The sequence below is a fragment of the Pseudomonas sp. BGA-UO-ETr-WB11 genome, assembly GCF_059567785.1.
The window spans coordinates 386,889-401,884 of record NZ_JCAQOS010000007.1 but is presented as its reverse complement, the minus strand read 5'-3'; the positions used below and the strand labels follow the sequence as shown (position 1 = coordinate 401,884).

Genomic DNA, 14,996 nt, shown 5'->3' with positions numbered 1-14,996 from the left:
CCCATGAAAACCATAGCCAGTCGCCCGCTGGGGCAAATCGAGACCAGTATGGCCTTGATGCACCAGCTCAACGGCAGTACACAAACCACCAGCCTGCTGAGCGTGGGCGGGACCTTACCGACCGAGATCATCAACCAGGCGGCAGCGGCGCTACATGCCCGCCACCCGCTGCTGCACAGCCGCATTGAAGAACGTGCCGATGCCTTGCACTTTTGCGCTGATGTGCCCTTTGAGCACATTGCTGTGCAGTGTTTGCCAAGCCGCACAGGCACAACGCAAAGCCAGCTCTTAGAGCAGCAACTTGATCAGGTGCTTGATCCCAGCCGCCAGCTTTGGCGGCTGCTGGTGCTCAGTGACGCTCAAGCCACTCAGCACCTGCTACTGCTCACCTGTCATCACGCCATTGTCGATGCGGTGAGCTTGGTTCAGCTGCTGGACGAGTTTTTGGACGACTGCGAACGTCTTTGTTCGGGCCTGACATTGCAGTGCGACGTCGAACCTCTGGCCGCGCCCCTGGAAGCACATTTGGCAGACGCCAGCGTGCCAGCTCCGGTGTGTGCCACACCCCCAGCGCTGCCCTACCTGCAAACACTGGCACTCGAACAGCGAACCACAAGGGTCAGTCGACTGTTGCTGCAACGCAGCCTCAGCAACCACCTGCAGCGCATGGCGGGCCAACAGCAGTTGAGCCTGAACTCGTTGCTGGCCGGCGCCCTGCTCAAGTCCGCCGAGGATATTGGCTGCGGCCCACAGCTTCGCATCGGCACTGCTATATCACTGCGCCAGCGGGCGGCACGCACAATTTCGCGCAGCAGCATCGGTTGTTATATCGGTGTGGCACACCAGTGTCTGAACGTGGCCGATCGTGCACTGCTCGATCTGGCCACTGACTATCAGCAACAACTGCGCGCCAGTCTGCCCATGCAAGCCCTGCGTCAGCCGGACATTGGGCTGTCCGCACGCCGCCAGGGGATTGACCGCCTGCGCCAGCAGCAGGGGTTCAGCCAGGGCATTGCGCTGACCAACCACGGCAACATCCATTTCTCCCCACGCCAGCACCTGCAGGTACACGACTACGTCAACGTCGCCTCGCGCGTTGCCGGCAATTTTGCCGTGGCTGTTCACGTCACCCGCTTTCAGGGCTGTTTGTCGCTGTGTTTCACCTTTGCCAAACCCTTGATGAGTGAAACCCAAATCCACTTGCTCCAGCGCAGGCTGCTGCGCGCCCTGCTGAGTCTCAACCCGGTCAGTGAGGTGACCTCATGAAGTCCGCTTTTATTCAGTTGGCGCAAGGCCAGTTGCGCTTTCTCGACAGCCAAAGTGACGGCCCTGTGATCATCTTGCTGCATGGTAACTCTTCAGCTGCGGCCGCCTTCAGCGAGCAGTTTGCCGAGTTTGGCGAGCACTACCGCTTACTGGCGCTGGACTTACCCGGCCATGGCCAATCCAGCCCCATGGCAGCTGCGCAGTACAGCTTTGCCGGCTTCGCCGACACGCTGATTGAATTTATCGAGCAGCTGCAACTGCACGACGTTGTGCTGGTGGGTCACAGCCTTGGCGGCCATGCAGCGCTTGAAGCCTTGCCGCAGCTGACGAGTGTGCGGGGCTTAGTCCTGCTGGGTGCGCCACCGTTCAACAGCCAACTGGCGGCGCAAGTGTTTCACCCGGAGCCCACGGGCGGCCTGGTGTTTCAGGCCGGTCTGGATAATCAGCAAGTAGCCCGCCTGGCCGCCGCATTCGTCAGCCCGAACACCGCGACCGAACACCGACAGGCCACTCTGGAGCACTTTATTCGCGTCACCGATCCACTGGTGCGCTCAGCCTTGGGCGCAAGCCTGAGCCGCGGCGACTTTGCCGATGAGCTTGCGCTGCTCGCCACCAGCGGCGTGCCCGCCCTACTCGTGCTGGGCGAGGACGATGCCTTTATCAATGCCAAGGCCTGTGCACAACCGCAGGTATTTGCCACAACACCTCTGCAAATCGCCCTGCTCAGTGGTTGCGGTCACTGCCCGCATATCGAAGTCCCGCAGCATTGCAATGACCTGATCAACGCCTTTATCAGCACCCTCTATGAGACCTCGCCATGCACGCTTTCGTAATCAATTCGTTTGGCCCTAGCGACGTGTTCGAACACGTCGAACTAGCAACCCCCTCTGCCGGCAAAGGCCAATTAGTGGTCGCCATTGCCGCCAGTGGCATCAACCCGTTGGACTACAAAATCCGCCGCGGAGATTTCCCCGGTTTCACCCACGACTTCCCCGCCATCCTGCACGGTGATTTCGCCGGTACGGTGAGTGCAGTAGGTGAAGGTGTCAGCGGCTTTGCCATCGGCGATCAGGTCTACGGCTGCGCCGGCGGCGTACGGGGTCGCCAGGGTGCACTCGCCGACTTCATGCAAGTTGATGCGGCGCTGGTCGCGCACAAACCCAAGAACCTGTCGATGGCCGAAGCGGCAGTACTGCCTCTGGTCGCCATTACCGCTTGGGAAGGGCTGATCGACCAGGCGGATATTCAGGCCGGTGATCGGGTGCTGGTTCATGCTGGCACAGGCGGTGTGGGGCACATCGCCGCGCAGCTGGCCAAGTGGAAAGGTGCGCAGGTGTTCACCACCGTCAGCTCGCCGGAAAAAGCTGCGCTATCACGCCAGTTGGGGGCTGATGTCACCATCGACTACCGCAACATGTCGGTTGCTCAGTACGTTGAGCAGTACACCGGTGGCCAGGGTTTTGACGTTGTGGTCGATACCGTGGGCGGCGAAACGTTCGAGCAGAGCCAACAGGCCGCCCGGGTGGGTGGCACCATCATCAGCGTGCTGGCTTTGGGCAAGCTCGACCTGACGACGGCCTGGGCGCGCAAACAAAGCATTCACTGTGTGAACATGTCGTGGCCGATGGCCACCGGCGTCGGCATGCAGCAGCATGGTTTCATTCTTCAGCAAATCGCCCAGTTAGCAGAGAACGGCAGTTTACGACCGTTGCTTGACCCACAAGCGTTCAGCTTCTCGCAGATCGCCGCCGCCCATGCCTTTGCCGAAAGTGGTCAAGCCGTGGGCAAGATCAGCCTGATCCAAGGCTGAGTGAGGCGCCTCATGCCCACAACGATCAAGCGCGCGGAGCCTCCTGGCCCGCGCAGCGCCTTGCTCCTAAATATCAGTGCGTTCCTGCTCTGGGCCTCGGCCACCCTGGTGTTCAAGGCCCTTGACCACTTACCAGTGTGGGACGTTTTTGCGTACCGGGTGATCGGCTCGTTGGGTTGGTGTGTGCTGCTGCTGTGGCTAGGCGGCAGTTTGACTGAGACGTGGCACACGCTGCGCTCGGGCCAGGAGCGCTGGCAGCTGCTGATCAGCAGCGGGTTAATTGCTTGCAACTGGTTTCTGGTGATTTGGGCAGTGGCACACAACCGCTTACTGGACGCAAGCCTCGGTTACTACCTGTCCCCAGTGCTCAGCGTAGTGCTTGCGCATCTGCTATTCGGGGAGCCCTGGGGGCGCCGCGAACAGCTCACCAGCGCACTCTGCCTGTGCGGCGTGGTGTTGATTGTCGCAGGCGCGCAAGACCTTCAGGTGCCTTGGACAGGCCTGGTCATTGCCATGACCTTTGCGCTGTACAGCGCCGTCAAAAAGCGCTGCCAAACTCCAGCCCTGATAGGCCTCGGCGTCGAAACGACTCTGGTCGCCCTCCCAGCCGCTGCACTGCTGCTGTTAAGCCACTGGGACGCATCGGCAAGCATCGGCCCTCGCCCGTCTGACTGGCTCTGGCTCGTGCTATTGGGCCTGATAACGACGGTGCCGATGTGGCTCTACATCGCCTCAGTTAAGGCGCTGTCGCTGACCACTGTTGGCTTCTTGCAGTACCTCAACCCCACGCTGATGTTCATCCTGGCCATCACACTGTTCGGGGAAACATTCAGCGGGCTCAAGCTGGCAGGGTTCGCGCTGATCTGGTGTGCCTTGGCCGGACTGCTGCTAAGCAACGCCCTGCGCTGGCAACGTACGCACGCCATCAGTCGCCCGAAAGCGATCGCCAAGGAGATGCCATGAGCCTGGTAGATATGCCCTCGGCCCACTTTACCCAAGCCAGTGAATGGAATCGCTTCGCCTTGCCGGAGCAGTTTCGCGGTTGCGTGGACCATACACCGGCCCTGCTCAACCACGCCGACCAGGAGCAAGACTGGCAGCGCTGGACTGAGCATTTATTGCAAAGCCCTTTTACCCACGTGGTGATCGGCGAGCTCATGGGTAACCGCCATGGGCAAGCACTGCTGGAAGCTATCAACCGTCTGGCACCGCATATCACGCCCTGGCTAGAAACCCCCTGTCTGGTCGAGATCGACACCCTTAAGCACCTCTGTAACAGCCCGGCGCGCTTCGGCCTACAGCTGCATCTACATGTTCACAGAGAGGACTGCCAAAGCAGCAGCCAGCAGTTGGACAACTTGCTCAGCCTGATCGAACAGTTGCCCGAACAGGCTCCGGCCTTGTCTTTGTTACTGCGCGACGCTCCCAGCGCATCTGCCTCGCAACTTCAAACGTGCCTGGAGCTGGCCAAGCAATTTGGCTTTACCCGCATCACCCTCTGCGACGAGCAGGCACGGCTCACACCATTGGGCGCCGGCAACTTGTGCAGCCATTTGGCCAAGCAACTGCGCGGCCTTACCGACAACGGGCTCAGCTTGGGCTTCATGGCCGGTAATCAACACGGTTTGGCCGTCGTTAACAGCATGTCTGCAATCGCCAATGGCGCTCATTTCGTCCACGGCAGCATTCTCGCCAGCGCCCACACCCTGGGGCTCAACCAACTGCTGCGCAATTATGTAATGCCTGATCAACACGCGATTTGCCGCTATGCCGAACTGATCAGCCAACTGACCGGACTACCCGCCGAAAGCCCCGAACCTAGACAGCCCGACCTGAGCAGCAGCGTGCACGTGAGTCACTGTCCAGCGCTGCCTGAGCAACTGCCGATCAATCACGAAGTGCCACGCTTCATCTTTCATGTCAGCGCTGATGATTGGCATGTGCGCCTGCACATTGAACAGGGAACGCAGCGCCTTGATCTGGGTGAGCGAGTCCATCACTACGTACTGCTGCTACTCGCCCGTGAGTTCTGTCAGCAACAAGACCAGCAGCGACTGAATGGCAACAGCGGCTGCGACCCGCTCAGCCTCGGCTGGATAGAGCGGGAGTGCCTGCACAAGATGATTGGGGACAGCGATACCCAGCTGAATGTGAAGATTTTCCGCGCAATTAAACAAATCAGCTGCGCCTTGACGACTGCCAACCTGGCGAATTTCAAGCCCGTCCTCACACGCGTTGGCTGCATTCGCTTCGCTTGTCCGAACTTCACCATCTTCAAAGATTCCTCCCTCGAGTACGACGTACGGGGCTGGATACGACTCAATGCTCATCCAGCAGCGAGCGTTTTCCCCTGACGGGGTCAGTAACAAAACCCATCCCATACAAGGAGTTAGTTATGCATCGGAGTTTACCGACCACCGCCCTGTTGATCGCCATGGGATTAACCGCCACCGGCATTGCCCAAGCCGAATCTGCACTGCCGAAGAATCCACGAATGCTGGAGCAATTGGCCAATCTGACGTTTATCAGTGAGAGCCTGGCCAAACAATCGGCCTACTTTGAAGCGAACCAAATTGTTCGCCGTTTTTTTCTCTGCATTCCAGAGGCCTCTAATCAAAAGCAACAGCCTGGAACGCTGGACAAAGTAAAGAAGTGCTTTGACGAGACAGTCGATGACAGCATTCTCATCGATATCGGCGGGAAGCTCTCCAGTGGCCGGGCATCGGCGCTGAGCATCGCCACTCAAGGGCTGGCCAGCATTCGCCAGAATGCCTCGTTCTCGTTGAGCGCACCCTACATCAGCAAATACAACGGTGGCCGATTGGCCGGTACCGGCACTATCGAACTGAACTTCAACGTCATGGTGCATCAGGACATCACGGCTGTATCCGGTGAGCCGCAACCCTTCGACCCCACACCAGGCCCGCAATTGTTCGTCAGCAACAACACCCTGGGTTTGAAATCCATCGCACCCGGGAAATGGCGAATCACCTTGCTCAAGGTCAGTCCACTGCTCACCCAGTTGAGCCCGAATATCAAGTTCAACACCCCCTACCCGAGCTTCCCAATCAACAAGTTCTAATACCCAGCGCAGTAAAAGAAAGGCCTGGCAACTGCCCGAAGAGACAGGTGCCAGGCCTTTCTGCACGCTCCTAAAGTCCTAATCCTAGGTCACCGGGCAGGGAGCAATCTGATGGTTACACACGCACAACATCCTCATGCGCACGCCTATCAACTGCTTGTCAGTTCTGAGCTGCAACAAATCCAAGCCTGCCGAGAGTTACGCGAACGTGTTTTCGCCCATGAATTACAGTGGGTGCCTCGGAGTGTGGACGGCCAGGAACGTGATGCTTTCGATCCAGGCAGCGTGCATGTTGCTGTCATTCATCAATGGCAAGTGGCCGGTTACCTGCGCATCACGCCGTACGGCAAACCCTGGATGTTAAATGAATGTTTCAGCTTCCTGCTGGAGGCCGGAGCACGGAGTGAGATGGGCCAAGACAGCCTGGAAGTTTCCCGCCTGGCAGTCGAGCGCAAACATCGCGGGCGCACCCTCCATGACCACTACAGCGTGTTCGACCAACTGATCACAGGCATCATCGACTACTCACTGCGCACCCACTGTCGCTACTGGTTTGTGGTGGTCGCCGAGCCGATCTATCGCTTACTGCTGAAGAAAGGTCTGCCCTGCGCACGCCTGGGGCCTATCGTGCAGATGCCCGATGGTGTCCAGACCCTGGCCGTGCGCATTGATCTGCAGGCATTCATGCACAGCGCACCGTCGCTCTTTAGCGCTGCCACCGGACTCCAGGTACAGGCCAGTCCACGCGAAGTCATGGTCGTCTAAACAGCAATTACGCCGTAGTGAATAGCTTTGGCAATCGCCTGGGAACGGTTGAGCACGTCAAGCTTGCGAAAGATATTGCCAAAGTGAAACTTCACCGTGCGCTCGGAAATACTCAGGATATTGGAAATATCCCAGGTACTTTTGCCCTCTTTGGCCCAATGCAGCACCTCCTGCTCACGGGCAGAAATATCCGGAGCCATGAGGCTGCTGCGATTCAAGCCACCGCGTCGATTGAAGATTTCGTGCACGTGGGGCGCCAGGTACGCCAAGGCTTCCACGTGCTCGTCGGCAACTTCTGTCGCTGGCAAAACCATGGAAATCAGCGTCGCACTGGTGCCTGTCCGCCCTGCAACAGAGCAGGCAAGGCCATTACTGCCAACAAATTCATGGGCTGTGCGCATGAAGGCACCACTGGCACTGCCGCACTGCCGATACCCTTGCTCCCAGGAAAAAGCCCCTGAGGCCTGCTGGGCGTATTTCAGGATCGGATCTTGCAGCTGATAGGCATCGCGGAAATACAGCTCAACCCACTCAGGGTGATAGCCGTAATTAAGTAATTGCTGTGTAGCTTTAAGCTCCAGCGTCGCGGCGTTGTCCAGGCAAATCACCATCGAGGTGAAGGGAATCACGCCCCTGGCCAGCGCAATCACCTGCTCGACTTCTGCAGGATCACTGCTGGCCTGGATGCAGAACTGAGCAAGCTCAAGGAGTTTGATGAGGTCGTTGCGTGAGTGAAACATCCTGTTCATGAGTTCTGGCCTCCCTGTCTGACATTTACACCCTGCTCGGGTGGACATGTTCAACGTGCCGTAACACTGCAACGGTCTGAACCGATGCTAGCGCTGTGCAGCGTGCTTTCTCAAGACTTATTTAACGATCACTAATAAATTAATAAATCACCACACGCCACATGCGCGGGCAGCCCATCACGCATAATTGCGCCTTGAATTGACGCCTCGACCTTATCAACACCGCCTAACCCCACCCGGCGTTTACGGAGTTACATCTGTGCCCCCAATCACTCATCCCGCGCCCGGTCGCTTACTGGTTATCGGTTATGTCTGGCCAGAGCCGCGCTCATCGGCGGCCGGCGGGCACATGATGCAGTTGCTTGACTGCTTCCTCGCCGACGGCTGGCGGATCACCTTCGCCAGCCCGGCGGGCGAAGGCGAGCACAAGGCCGATCTCGCCAGCCTGGGCATCGCCGAACAGAACATCACCCTCAACTGCACAAGCTTCGATGACTTCGTCCGCGAGCTAAACCCGGACGTGGTGCTGTTCGACCGCTTTATGATGGAGGAGCAATTCGGCTGGCGCGTCGAGAAGCACTGCCCCAATGCCCTGCGCGTGCTGGAAACCTCGGACCTGCAAAGCCTGCGTGATGCCCGCCAACAGGCACTGAAAGAGCAACTGGCGGCCGGCGACCACGAGGATTTCACCCAACTGCTGAACCTCGATCAGCGCCAACTGTTCCAGCGCATGGCGGCGGGCGACACCGCGCAACGCGAGATCGCCGCCATCTACCGCGCGGACCTGAGCCTGATGATCTCCGATGCCGAGATCGAGCTGCTCACCACCCAGTTCAAACTGCCGCCGGCGCTGCTAGTGCACTGCCCGCTGCTGCTCGACAGCACGCCGCAAGCGGTGCCGGGCTTTAGCGAGCGCGAGCACTTCATCAGCATCGGCAACTTCCGCCACGCCCCCAACTGGGACGCCGTGCTGTGGCTGAAAAACAGCCTGTGGCCGCTGATCCGCCAGCAGTTGCCCAAAGCTCAGCTGCATATCTATGGGTCCTACACACCGCCCAAGGCCACGGCGTTGCACAACCCCGCACAGGGCTTTCACATCATGAATTGGGCGCCAGATGCGCTTGAGGTGATGCGCAACGCCCGCGTGTGCCTCGCGCCGCTGCGCTTTGGTGCCGGAATCAAGGGCAAGATTGCCGACGCTCTGCTCTGTGGCACGCCCAACGTCACCACGCCGATTGGCAGCGAAGGCATGCACGGCGACCTGCCCTGGCCCGGCGTGATCGCCAGCAGCCCGCAAGATCTGGCTGACGCGGCGGTGCAGTTGTACCAGGACCAAGCCGCCTGGCAGCAGGCCCAGAACGCCGGCTGGCAATTGCTGGCGGCACGCTACGATAAAACCCGCTTCGCCGAACAACTGATGACGCGCATCAACGAATGCCGAGCCCTGCTCAGCGAGCATCGGCGCGACAACTTCACCGGCGCAATGCTGCGTCACCATCACCACAAGAGCACCCAGTACATGGCGCAATGGATCGCGGCCAAGAACCGCCTGCCCGGCGCCTAAGCCAGCCCTGTACTTGCCCGACGGACAGCCATAATGCGAGGGTTGATTCACCTCGCAACCAGGAGCACGAAGACCATGCAACCCATCCACCAACGCCTCGGCGCCCTGCTCTGCCTGTCGCTGCTGTTGAGTGCGTGCAGCAGCAGCCCCGGTTACTTCGAAGCCCAGCAGCCGACTGCGGGCAGCAGCCTGCTCTACCTCTACCGGCCCAAGGCCGTCAACCCGGGGATGCAGCCATTGCGCTTTTCCTATCCGGATATTCAACTGGATGGCCGTAGCGTTGGCCAGTTGCCGTTCAACAGCCATTTCGCGGTCGGCCTTAGCCCAGGTAAACACACGCTGCGGGTCACAGGCCTGAGCAAAAATGCCAAGTGGGAACCGCGCGACATCGAGCAGAGCTTCACCGTCAGCGCCGGCGAGGTGAAATACATGAAGCTCAACGTGCAGTACAACCTCAACGAGATGAACCTCGGCCAACCCTCGCCGAGCTACACGCTGTTCCTCATGCCGGTTCGCTCGGACGATGCGGTCTACGAAATTCGCAACACTTCGCCCCTCGACTGACCCGCGCCCGCGTCGCACACTCTGCAACCAGACCAAACCTGGCCCTGCCATGAGGGCCAGCAACTTGCGGAGTAATGCCCAGTGCCATTGATTCTCTCTCGCCCCGGCCAACTCGTCCTGCTCGCCCTGGCCAGTAGCCTGTTGGCCGCCTGCAGCAGCGCACCGGCGCCCGACAGCAGCCTGCAGAGCAAAGCCCAGCACAGCACGATTCAGCTACAAGGCGTGCCGGGGGGGGTGTACACCAAAGTGGAAAGCATTACGGCCACAGTTACCGCCATCGATTACCAGAGCCGCCTGGTCAGCTTGCAGGACCCGCTTGGCAATCAACGCACCCTGCACGCCGGGCCCAATGTGCAGCACCTGGAGCGGGTCAAGGTGGGCGATCGGGTACATGCCAATGCCGCCGAAGAAACTGCAGTCTTTCTCCAGGGCCGTGGCGTCGCAGCGGACGACGGGATCATCGAGCGCCTGCTGCGTGAGGCCAAGAGCGGCCAGCCCGGCCTGGCCATGAGCGGCAGCGAACAAGTCACAGCCCGGGTCGTCGCGATTGACCTGGCGCAGCACAGCGCCACTCTGCAATACCCCAACGGCAAGCAGCGTACCTTCGCCGTGCGCCCGGACGTAGCCCTCAGCCCATCATCGGTCGGTAGTCAGGTGGTCATCCGCACGACCACGGCCATGCTCATTCGAGTCGAAAAACCCTGAGTTACCCCGCCTACCACTCAGCAAAGGAATGCTTCGCTATGCACAACACTCGATTGCGTGCCCTCATCAGCGCCCTGCTCCTGCTCGCAGCGCCACTGGCTAGCGCCGGGCCGTTGCGTGACAAGCTGCAAGAGTTGCGAGCCGAGCGCCAGGCACCGCATGCAAACGTACAGCGCGACCTGGCCTACGGCAGCGACAAGCAGCAGCGCCTGGATCTGTACCTGCCAGCCAATGCCCAACAGGCCCCAGTGCTGGTGATGGTGCATGGCGGCGCCTGGCGCATCGGCGACAAGGGTGCCGATGCGGTGGTCGACAACAAGGTCAAACGTTGGCTGCCCAAGGGCTTTATCTTCGTCTCGATCAACTACCGACTGCTGCCGGCCGCAGCCCCGCAACAACAAGCGGATGACGTCGCCCACGCCCTGGCCTTCGTCCAGCAACATGCCAGCGGCTGGGGTGGCGATCCGCGCAAAGTCATCCTCATGGGCCACTCGGCAGGCGCTCACCTGGTCAGTCTGTTGGCAGCCCGGCCGCAGCACGCCTACGACCTCGGCGCCGCGCCCTGGCTCGGCACCGTCGCCCTCGACAGTGCGGCCATGGATGTTGAACAGATCATGCAGCGCTCCCATGCGCGTTTTTACGACCAGGCCTTCGGCAAATCCCCCGCTTACTGGGCCGCCACCTCGCCACTGCACCAACTGGATAAAACCGCCACACCGCTGCTGGCCGTCTGCTCCAGCCAGCGCAGCGACTCCTGCCCCGCTGCGCAGAAATTTATCGCGGCCGCCAACCGCCTCGGTGTAAATGCCCAACTGCTCAGCCAGGACCGCAGTCACAAAGCTATCAACCAGGACCTGGGCGTCGATAACGCTTACACCAGAGAAGTTGAACGCTTTATGGCGACCCTCGATAGCAAGGTCGCGCAACAGCTGGGGTTGGGCCGTTAACCGCAACCAAGATGGCGGTATTTCGGGTTCAGTCAGGCCCGTTACTCACGGACTCCGGTGCCCGCAGTCGATCGGCTCAAACAGCGGCTGTTGCTTTGGCACCAGCAGACACCCAGCGATGCCTGACGCGCTCATCACCGGCCCGCGATTAAATCACCCAGAATTGACGCGAATCATTATTAATTAGATTAGTAACACCTAACCTCTGCCTACCTTCACTGTCAGAGGAAGCTCCCATGAGCCCCCGTCTCCTGTTTACCCTTACCGCACTGTTGGCGGCCACCCAGAGTTACGCCAAGGAATACCCGATCGGCGAGCCGCAGCAATGCGCCGGCATGGAGGTGGGTGCCGTGTACCTGCAGCCCATCGTCATGGACCCACCAGGCATGATGCGCCCGGCGGCCGAGTCGGATGTGCATATGGAGGCCGACATCAGCGCCCTGGAAAGCAATGCCCACGGCTTCCAGGAAGGCAGTTTCGTCCCCTATCTGGGCGTGCGCTACCGCCTGCAAAAGGTCGGCAGCGAGCAGCTGGTTGAGGGCGACTTCCATGCCATGGTGGCCAACGATGGTCCCCACTACGGCGACAACCTCAAACTGATGGGCCCAGGCCAATACCAGCTGACCTACTGGGTCAGCGCTCCCGGAGGCCATGGCGCGCACTTCGGCCGGCATACCGACAAGGAAACCGGCGTGGCACCGTGGTTCGCCCCCTGCGAGCTGAACTACAGCTTCACCTTCGCCGGCATCGGCAAAAAAGGCGGCTACTAGGGTCTGTTGCCGCTTCATTCGCGGCCGCGCCTGAGGGCGCGCCCTTTGCTGGAGAAGCCTGATGAAGCTTTACCCCTTGCTGCTTGCCGCCATCCTGCCCGGCGTCGCCCTGGCCGCGCCCCTGCCCAGCTATGAACTGCAGATCCGCGACGGACATTTCACCCCCACCAGCCTGCAGGTGGCCGCCGGGCAACGCTTCAAAATCATCGTCCACAACCTCGGCCAAGGTCCGGTGGAGTTTGAAAGCACGCCGCTGCGCATCGAGAAGGTGCTCAGCCCCGGCGTCAGCTCCTTTGTCGTCATCCACCCGCTCAAGCCCGGCAGTTATGGCTTCTTCGACGAGTTCCACCCGGAACTGCCGCCTGGCGTGATCGAGGCTCGTTGAGCCGTTAATTTCGAGGTTTACCCATGGAACAAGCCCTGCTGATCGTCTGGCGCGAAAGCGTCGAGGCCTTGTTGGTAATCGGGATTTTATTCGCCTGGCTGCGCCAGCAACCCGGCCGACGCCACGCCATGGTCTATCTGTGGGGCGGCGTAGGCCTGGGCCTGCTGTTGGCCGGGCTGCTGGCCGGCTTGATGGCGCTGGCGGGCAACTGGATGAATGGCCCGTCTGGGGAATGGTTCCAGGCCGGCCTGAGCCTGGTCGCCAGCCTGCTGATCTTGCAGATGGCCTGCTGGATGGCGCGCCACGGCGGGCAATTGCGCCAGCAACTACAGCGCGACGCCGGCGCCGCCTTGCAGCAAGGCCGCTTGCTCAGCCTGAGCCTGTTGGTGGCGCTGGCCGTGGCCCGCGAGGGCAGCGAAACGGTGATCTTTCTCTATGGCGTCAGCACCACGGCCAACCCATCCAGCCTGGCCCTCGGCGCCCTGCTCGGTTTGCTGCTGGGGCTGGCGTGCTTTGCCCTGTTGCAGGCCGGTAGCCGCTTTATCGCCTGGCGGCAGTTCTTTTTAATCAGCGAATGGCTGCTGATTTTGCTCGGCGGCGCCCTGCTGATCAGCGCCCTGGACCGCGCCAGCGCACAGTGGATGGCCATGGAGCTGCCCGAGCAGCTGTACACCCTGATCGGTACACCGCTATGGGACAGCTCGGCCCTATTGGATGACGGCAGTCGCGTCGGCACCCTGCTGGCCAGCCTGACCGGCTACCGGGCAATGCCCTCGGCGCTGCAGGCGCTGCTGCTGGGTGGTTACTGGCTGCTGGCCTGGCGCCTGCTGCGCAAGCCAGCCCCGGTGCTGCGGAGCAGTCTGGCGTGAACACCGCCATTAATGCCTGGCTCATGCAGGCCGGGCACGCCATGCGCCGCCATGCCGGGGTGATCCGCCGCCTGCAATGGGCGGTGGTGCTGTTCTACTGCGTGCTGCTGGTGATTCCCGCGTTCCTGTCGTTGCCGCCGGCCGAAGCGGGAATCCTCAACAACCTGACCCTGCTGGCGCAGTTTCTGTTCTGGGGGCTGTGGTGGCCCTTTGTGTTGCTCTCGGTGGTGCTGTTCGGCCGCCTTTGGTGCGGCGTGCTCTGCCCGGAAGGCGCGCTCAGCGAATGGGCCAGCCAGCGCGGCTTGGGCCGCGGCACGCCGCGCTGGATGCGCTGGGGCGGCTGGCCGACCCTGGCGTTTCTGCTCACCACTTTGTATGGCCAGTTGATCAGTGTTTACGACTACGCCCAGGCCGCCCTGCTGATTCTCGGCGGCTCTACCCTGGCGGCGATGCTGGTGGGCTTTCTCTATGGCCGCGGCAAGCGGGTCTGGTGCCGTTACCTGTGCCCGGTCAGCGGCGTGTTCGGGTTGCTGGCTAAGCTCGCGCCAGTGCATTTTCATGTCGATGAACAACGCTGGCGCGACAACGCCGCGCCGCACCTGCCGCCGCCCAACTGCGCGCCGCTGCTGGACATCCGCCGCATGCGCGGCGCATCGGCCTGTCACGCCTGCGGCCGCTGCAGCGGCCAGCGCGATGCGGTGCAGCTGATCGCCCGTTCCAGCAACGAAGAAATCGTCCGTTACGGCAATAGCCCCGACAACCTCTGGGAAGTACGTTTGCTGCTCTACGGCGTGATTGGCCTGGCCATGGGCGCCTTTCAGTGGACGGTCAGCCCCTGGTTTATCAGCCTCAAACAGACCATGGCCGAATGGCTGGTGGCCCGCGACATTCTCTGGCCGCTGGAGGCTAACGCGCCTTGGTGGCTGCTGACCCACTACCCGCAACTGAACGATGCCTTCACCTGGCTGGACGGCCTGGCGATCAGCCTTTACCTATTGGCCGCCAGCGTGCTGCTGGGCGGCAGTTTGCAGCTGCTGATCCACGTCAGCAGCCGCCTGGCCGGACAGACTCCAGCCTTTGCCCGCCAACTCATGCTGTGCCTGATCCCTTTGGGCGCGGCCGGGCTGTTTCTCGGCCTCTCGGCCACCACGGTCAAACTGCTGCGCTACGAAGGCCTGGCCCTGCTCTGGGTACAACCGACCCGCGCCGCCCTGCTCGGCGCCGCCATCACCTGGTGCCTGTGGCTAAGCTGGCGGGTTTGCAAGCCCTTGCCCGTCAGCCGCAAGGTCGGTTTATTGCTGAGCATGACCCTGGTCTGCAGCCTGATTGGCTATGGCTGGTGGTTGCAGTTCTGGGGGTGGTAACGACCAAGACCAGCGCTGACTAATAAAAATGCCTGCGGTCGTACTGGACCACCGCATCAACCGCCAAGTCGCGGTGCATTTGCCGATCAGTTCTTAGCCGCGCCGTTGTTGAACAATTTGCCAAGTGGGTCTCATCCTGTTCGCAAGCGGACAAAA

16 protein-coding genes are annotated in these 14,996 nt (G+C 61.0%); 15 read left to right on the top strand and 1 reads right to left on the bottom strand.

Translation table 11 applies throughout. The features are described 5' to 3' along the window. Positions 1-3 precede the first annotated feature (3 nt). From AC56DI_RS12640 to AC56DI_RS12610, 7 genes are all read left to right on the top strand, one after another. Positions 4-1,266: a condensation domain-containing protein gene (locus AC56DI_RS12640; protein ID WP_496346467.1), complete on the top strand. Its 1,263-nt coding sequence runs from the start codon at positions 4-6 to the stop codon at positions 1,264-1,266. Then, entirely contained in the window at positions 1,263-2,099 is an 837-nt protein-coding gene (locus AC56DI_RS12635) for an alpha/beta fold hydrolase (protein ID WP_496346466.1), read from the top strand. Before AC56DI_RS12640 ends, AC56DI_RS12635 begins: the two co-directional genes overlap by 4 nt. Beyond that, positions 2,084-3,076 (top strand): zinc-dependent alcohol dehydrogenase family protein, encoded by a 993-nt coding sequence (locus tag AC56DI_RS12630; protein ID WP_496346465.1) that lies wholly within the window; start codon positions 2,084-2,086, stop codon positions 3,074-3,076. The genes AC56DI_RS12635 and AC56DI_RS12630 overlap by 16 nt, the downstream gene beginning before the upstream one ends. 12 nt (positions 3,077-3,088) lie before the next feature. Further along, positions 3,089-4,039 carry an EamA family transporter RarD gene (rarD, locus tag AC56DI_RS12625; protein WP_496346464.1) on the top strand — a complete coding sequence of 317 codons (951 nt, stop codon included), beginning with the start codon at positions 3,089-3,091 and terminating at the stop codon, positions 4,037-4,039. After that, complete coding sequence (locus tag AC56DI_RS12620) at positions 4,036-5,430, top strand: hypothetical protein (RefSeq protein WP_496346463.1); 1,395 nt, start codon at positions 4,036-4,038, stop codon at positions 5,428-5,430. The genes rarD and AC56DI_RS12620 overlap by 4 nt, the downstream gene beginning before the upstream one ends. Positions 5,431-5,471: 41 nt before the next feature. After that, complete coding sequence (locus AC56DI_RS12615; protein ID WP_496346462.1) at positions 5,472-6,158, top strand: hypothetical protein; 687 nt, start codon at positions 5,472-5,474, stop codon at positions 6,156-6,158. A 111-nt stretch (positions 6,159-6,269) separates the two neighbouring features. Further along, entirely contained in the window at positions 6,270-6,923 is a 654-nt protein-coding gene (locus tag AC56DI_RS12610) for an acyl-homoserine-lactone synthase (RefSeq protein WP_496346461.1), read from the top strand. On the opposite strand, the gene AC56DI_RS12605 is transcribed toward AC56DI_RS12610, so the two are convergent. Continuing rightward, positions 6,920-7,720 carry a helix-turn-helix transcriptional regulator gene (locus AC56DI_RS12605; protein ID WP_496346460.1) on the bottom strand — a complete coding sequence of 267 codons (801 nt, stop codon included), beginning with the start codon at positions 7,718-7,720 and terminating at the stop codon, positions 6,920-6,922. The two genes, AC56DI_RS12610 and AC56DI_RS12605, sit on opposite strands and share 4 nt — an antisense overlap. Positions 7,721-7,940: 220 nt before the next feature. Between AC56DI_RS12605 and AC56DI_RS12600 the strand changes: the two genes are divergently transcribed. The 8 genes from AC56DI_RS12600 to AC56DI_RS12565 all read left to right on the top strand — a co-directional run bounded on the left by AC56DI_RS12600 (position 7,941) and on the right by AC56DI_RS12565 (position 14,840). Next, a complete protein-coding gene (locus AC56DI_RS12600; protein ID WP_496346654.1) occupies positions 7,941-9,236 on the top strand; it encodes a glycosyltransferase in 1,296 nt (431 codons plus the stop codon). A gap of 75 nt (positions 9,237-9,311) precedes the next feature. Then, positions 9,312-9,800 (top strand): DUF2846 domain-containing protein, encoded by a 489-nt coding sequence (locus AC56DI_RS12595; RefSeq protein WP_496346459.1) that lies wholly within the window; start codon positions 9,312-9,314, stop codon positions 9,798-9,800. An 81-nt stretch (positions 9,801-9,881) separates the two neighbouring features. After that, the gene (locus AC56DI_RS12590) at positions 9,882-10,505 is read left to right on the top strand and encodes a hypothetical protein (RefSeq protein WP_496346458.1); all 624 of its coding nucleotides are present in this window, start codon (positions 9,882-9,884) and stop codon (positions 10,503-10,505) included. 38 nt (positions 10,506-10,543) lie between these two features. After that, positions 10,544-11,452 carry an alpha/beta hydrolase family protein gene (locus tag AC56DI_RS12585; RefSeq protein WP_496346457.1) on the top strand — a complete coding sequence of 303 codons (909 nt, stop codon included), beginning with the start codon at positions 10,544-10,546 and terminating at the stop codon, positions 11,450-11,452. 236 nt (positions 11,453-11,688) lie between these two features. After that, complete coding sequence (locus AC56DI_RS12580) at positions 11,689-12,222, top strand: iron transporter (protein ID WP_496346456.1); 534 nt, start codon at positions 11,689-11,691, stop codon at positions 12,220-12,222. Between the two features lie 61 nt (positions 12,223-12,283). After that, complete coding sequence (locus tag AC56DI_RS12575) at positions 12,284-12,607, top strand: cupredoxin domain-containing protein (protein ID WP_496346455.1); 324 nt, start codon at positions 12,284-12,286, stop codon at positions 12,605-12,607. 23 nt (positions 12,608-12,630) lie between these two features. Beyond that, positions 12,631-13,476 carry an FTR1 family iron permease gene (locus AC56DI_RS12570; protein WP_496346454.1) on the top strand — a complete coding sequence of 282 codons (846 nt, stop codon included), beginning with the start codon at positions 12,631-12,633 and terminating at the stop codon, positions 13,474-13,476. 23 nt (positions 13,477-13,499) lie between these two features. Then, complete coding sequence (locus AC56DI_RS12565; RefSeq protein WP_496346653.1) at positions 13,500-14,840, top strand: 4Fe-4S binding protein; 1,341 nt, start codon at positions 13,500-13,502, stop codon at positions 14,838-14,840. Positions 14,841-14,996: the final 156 nt, after the last annotated feature.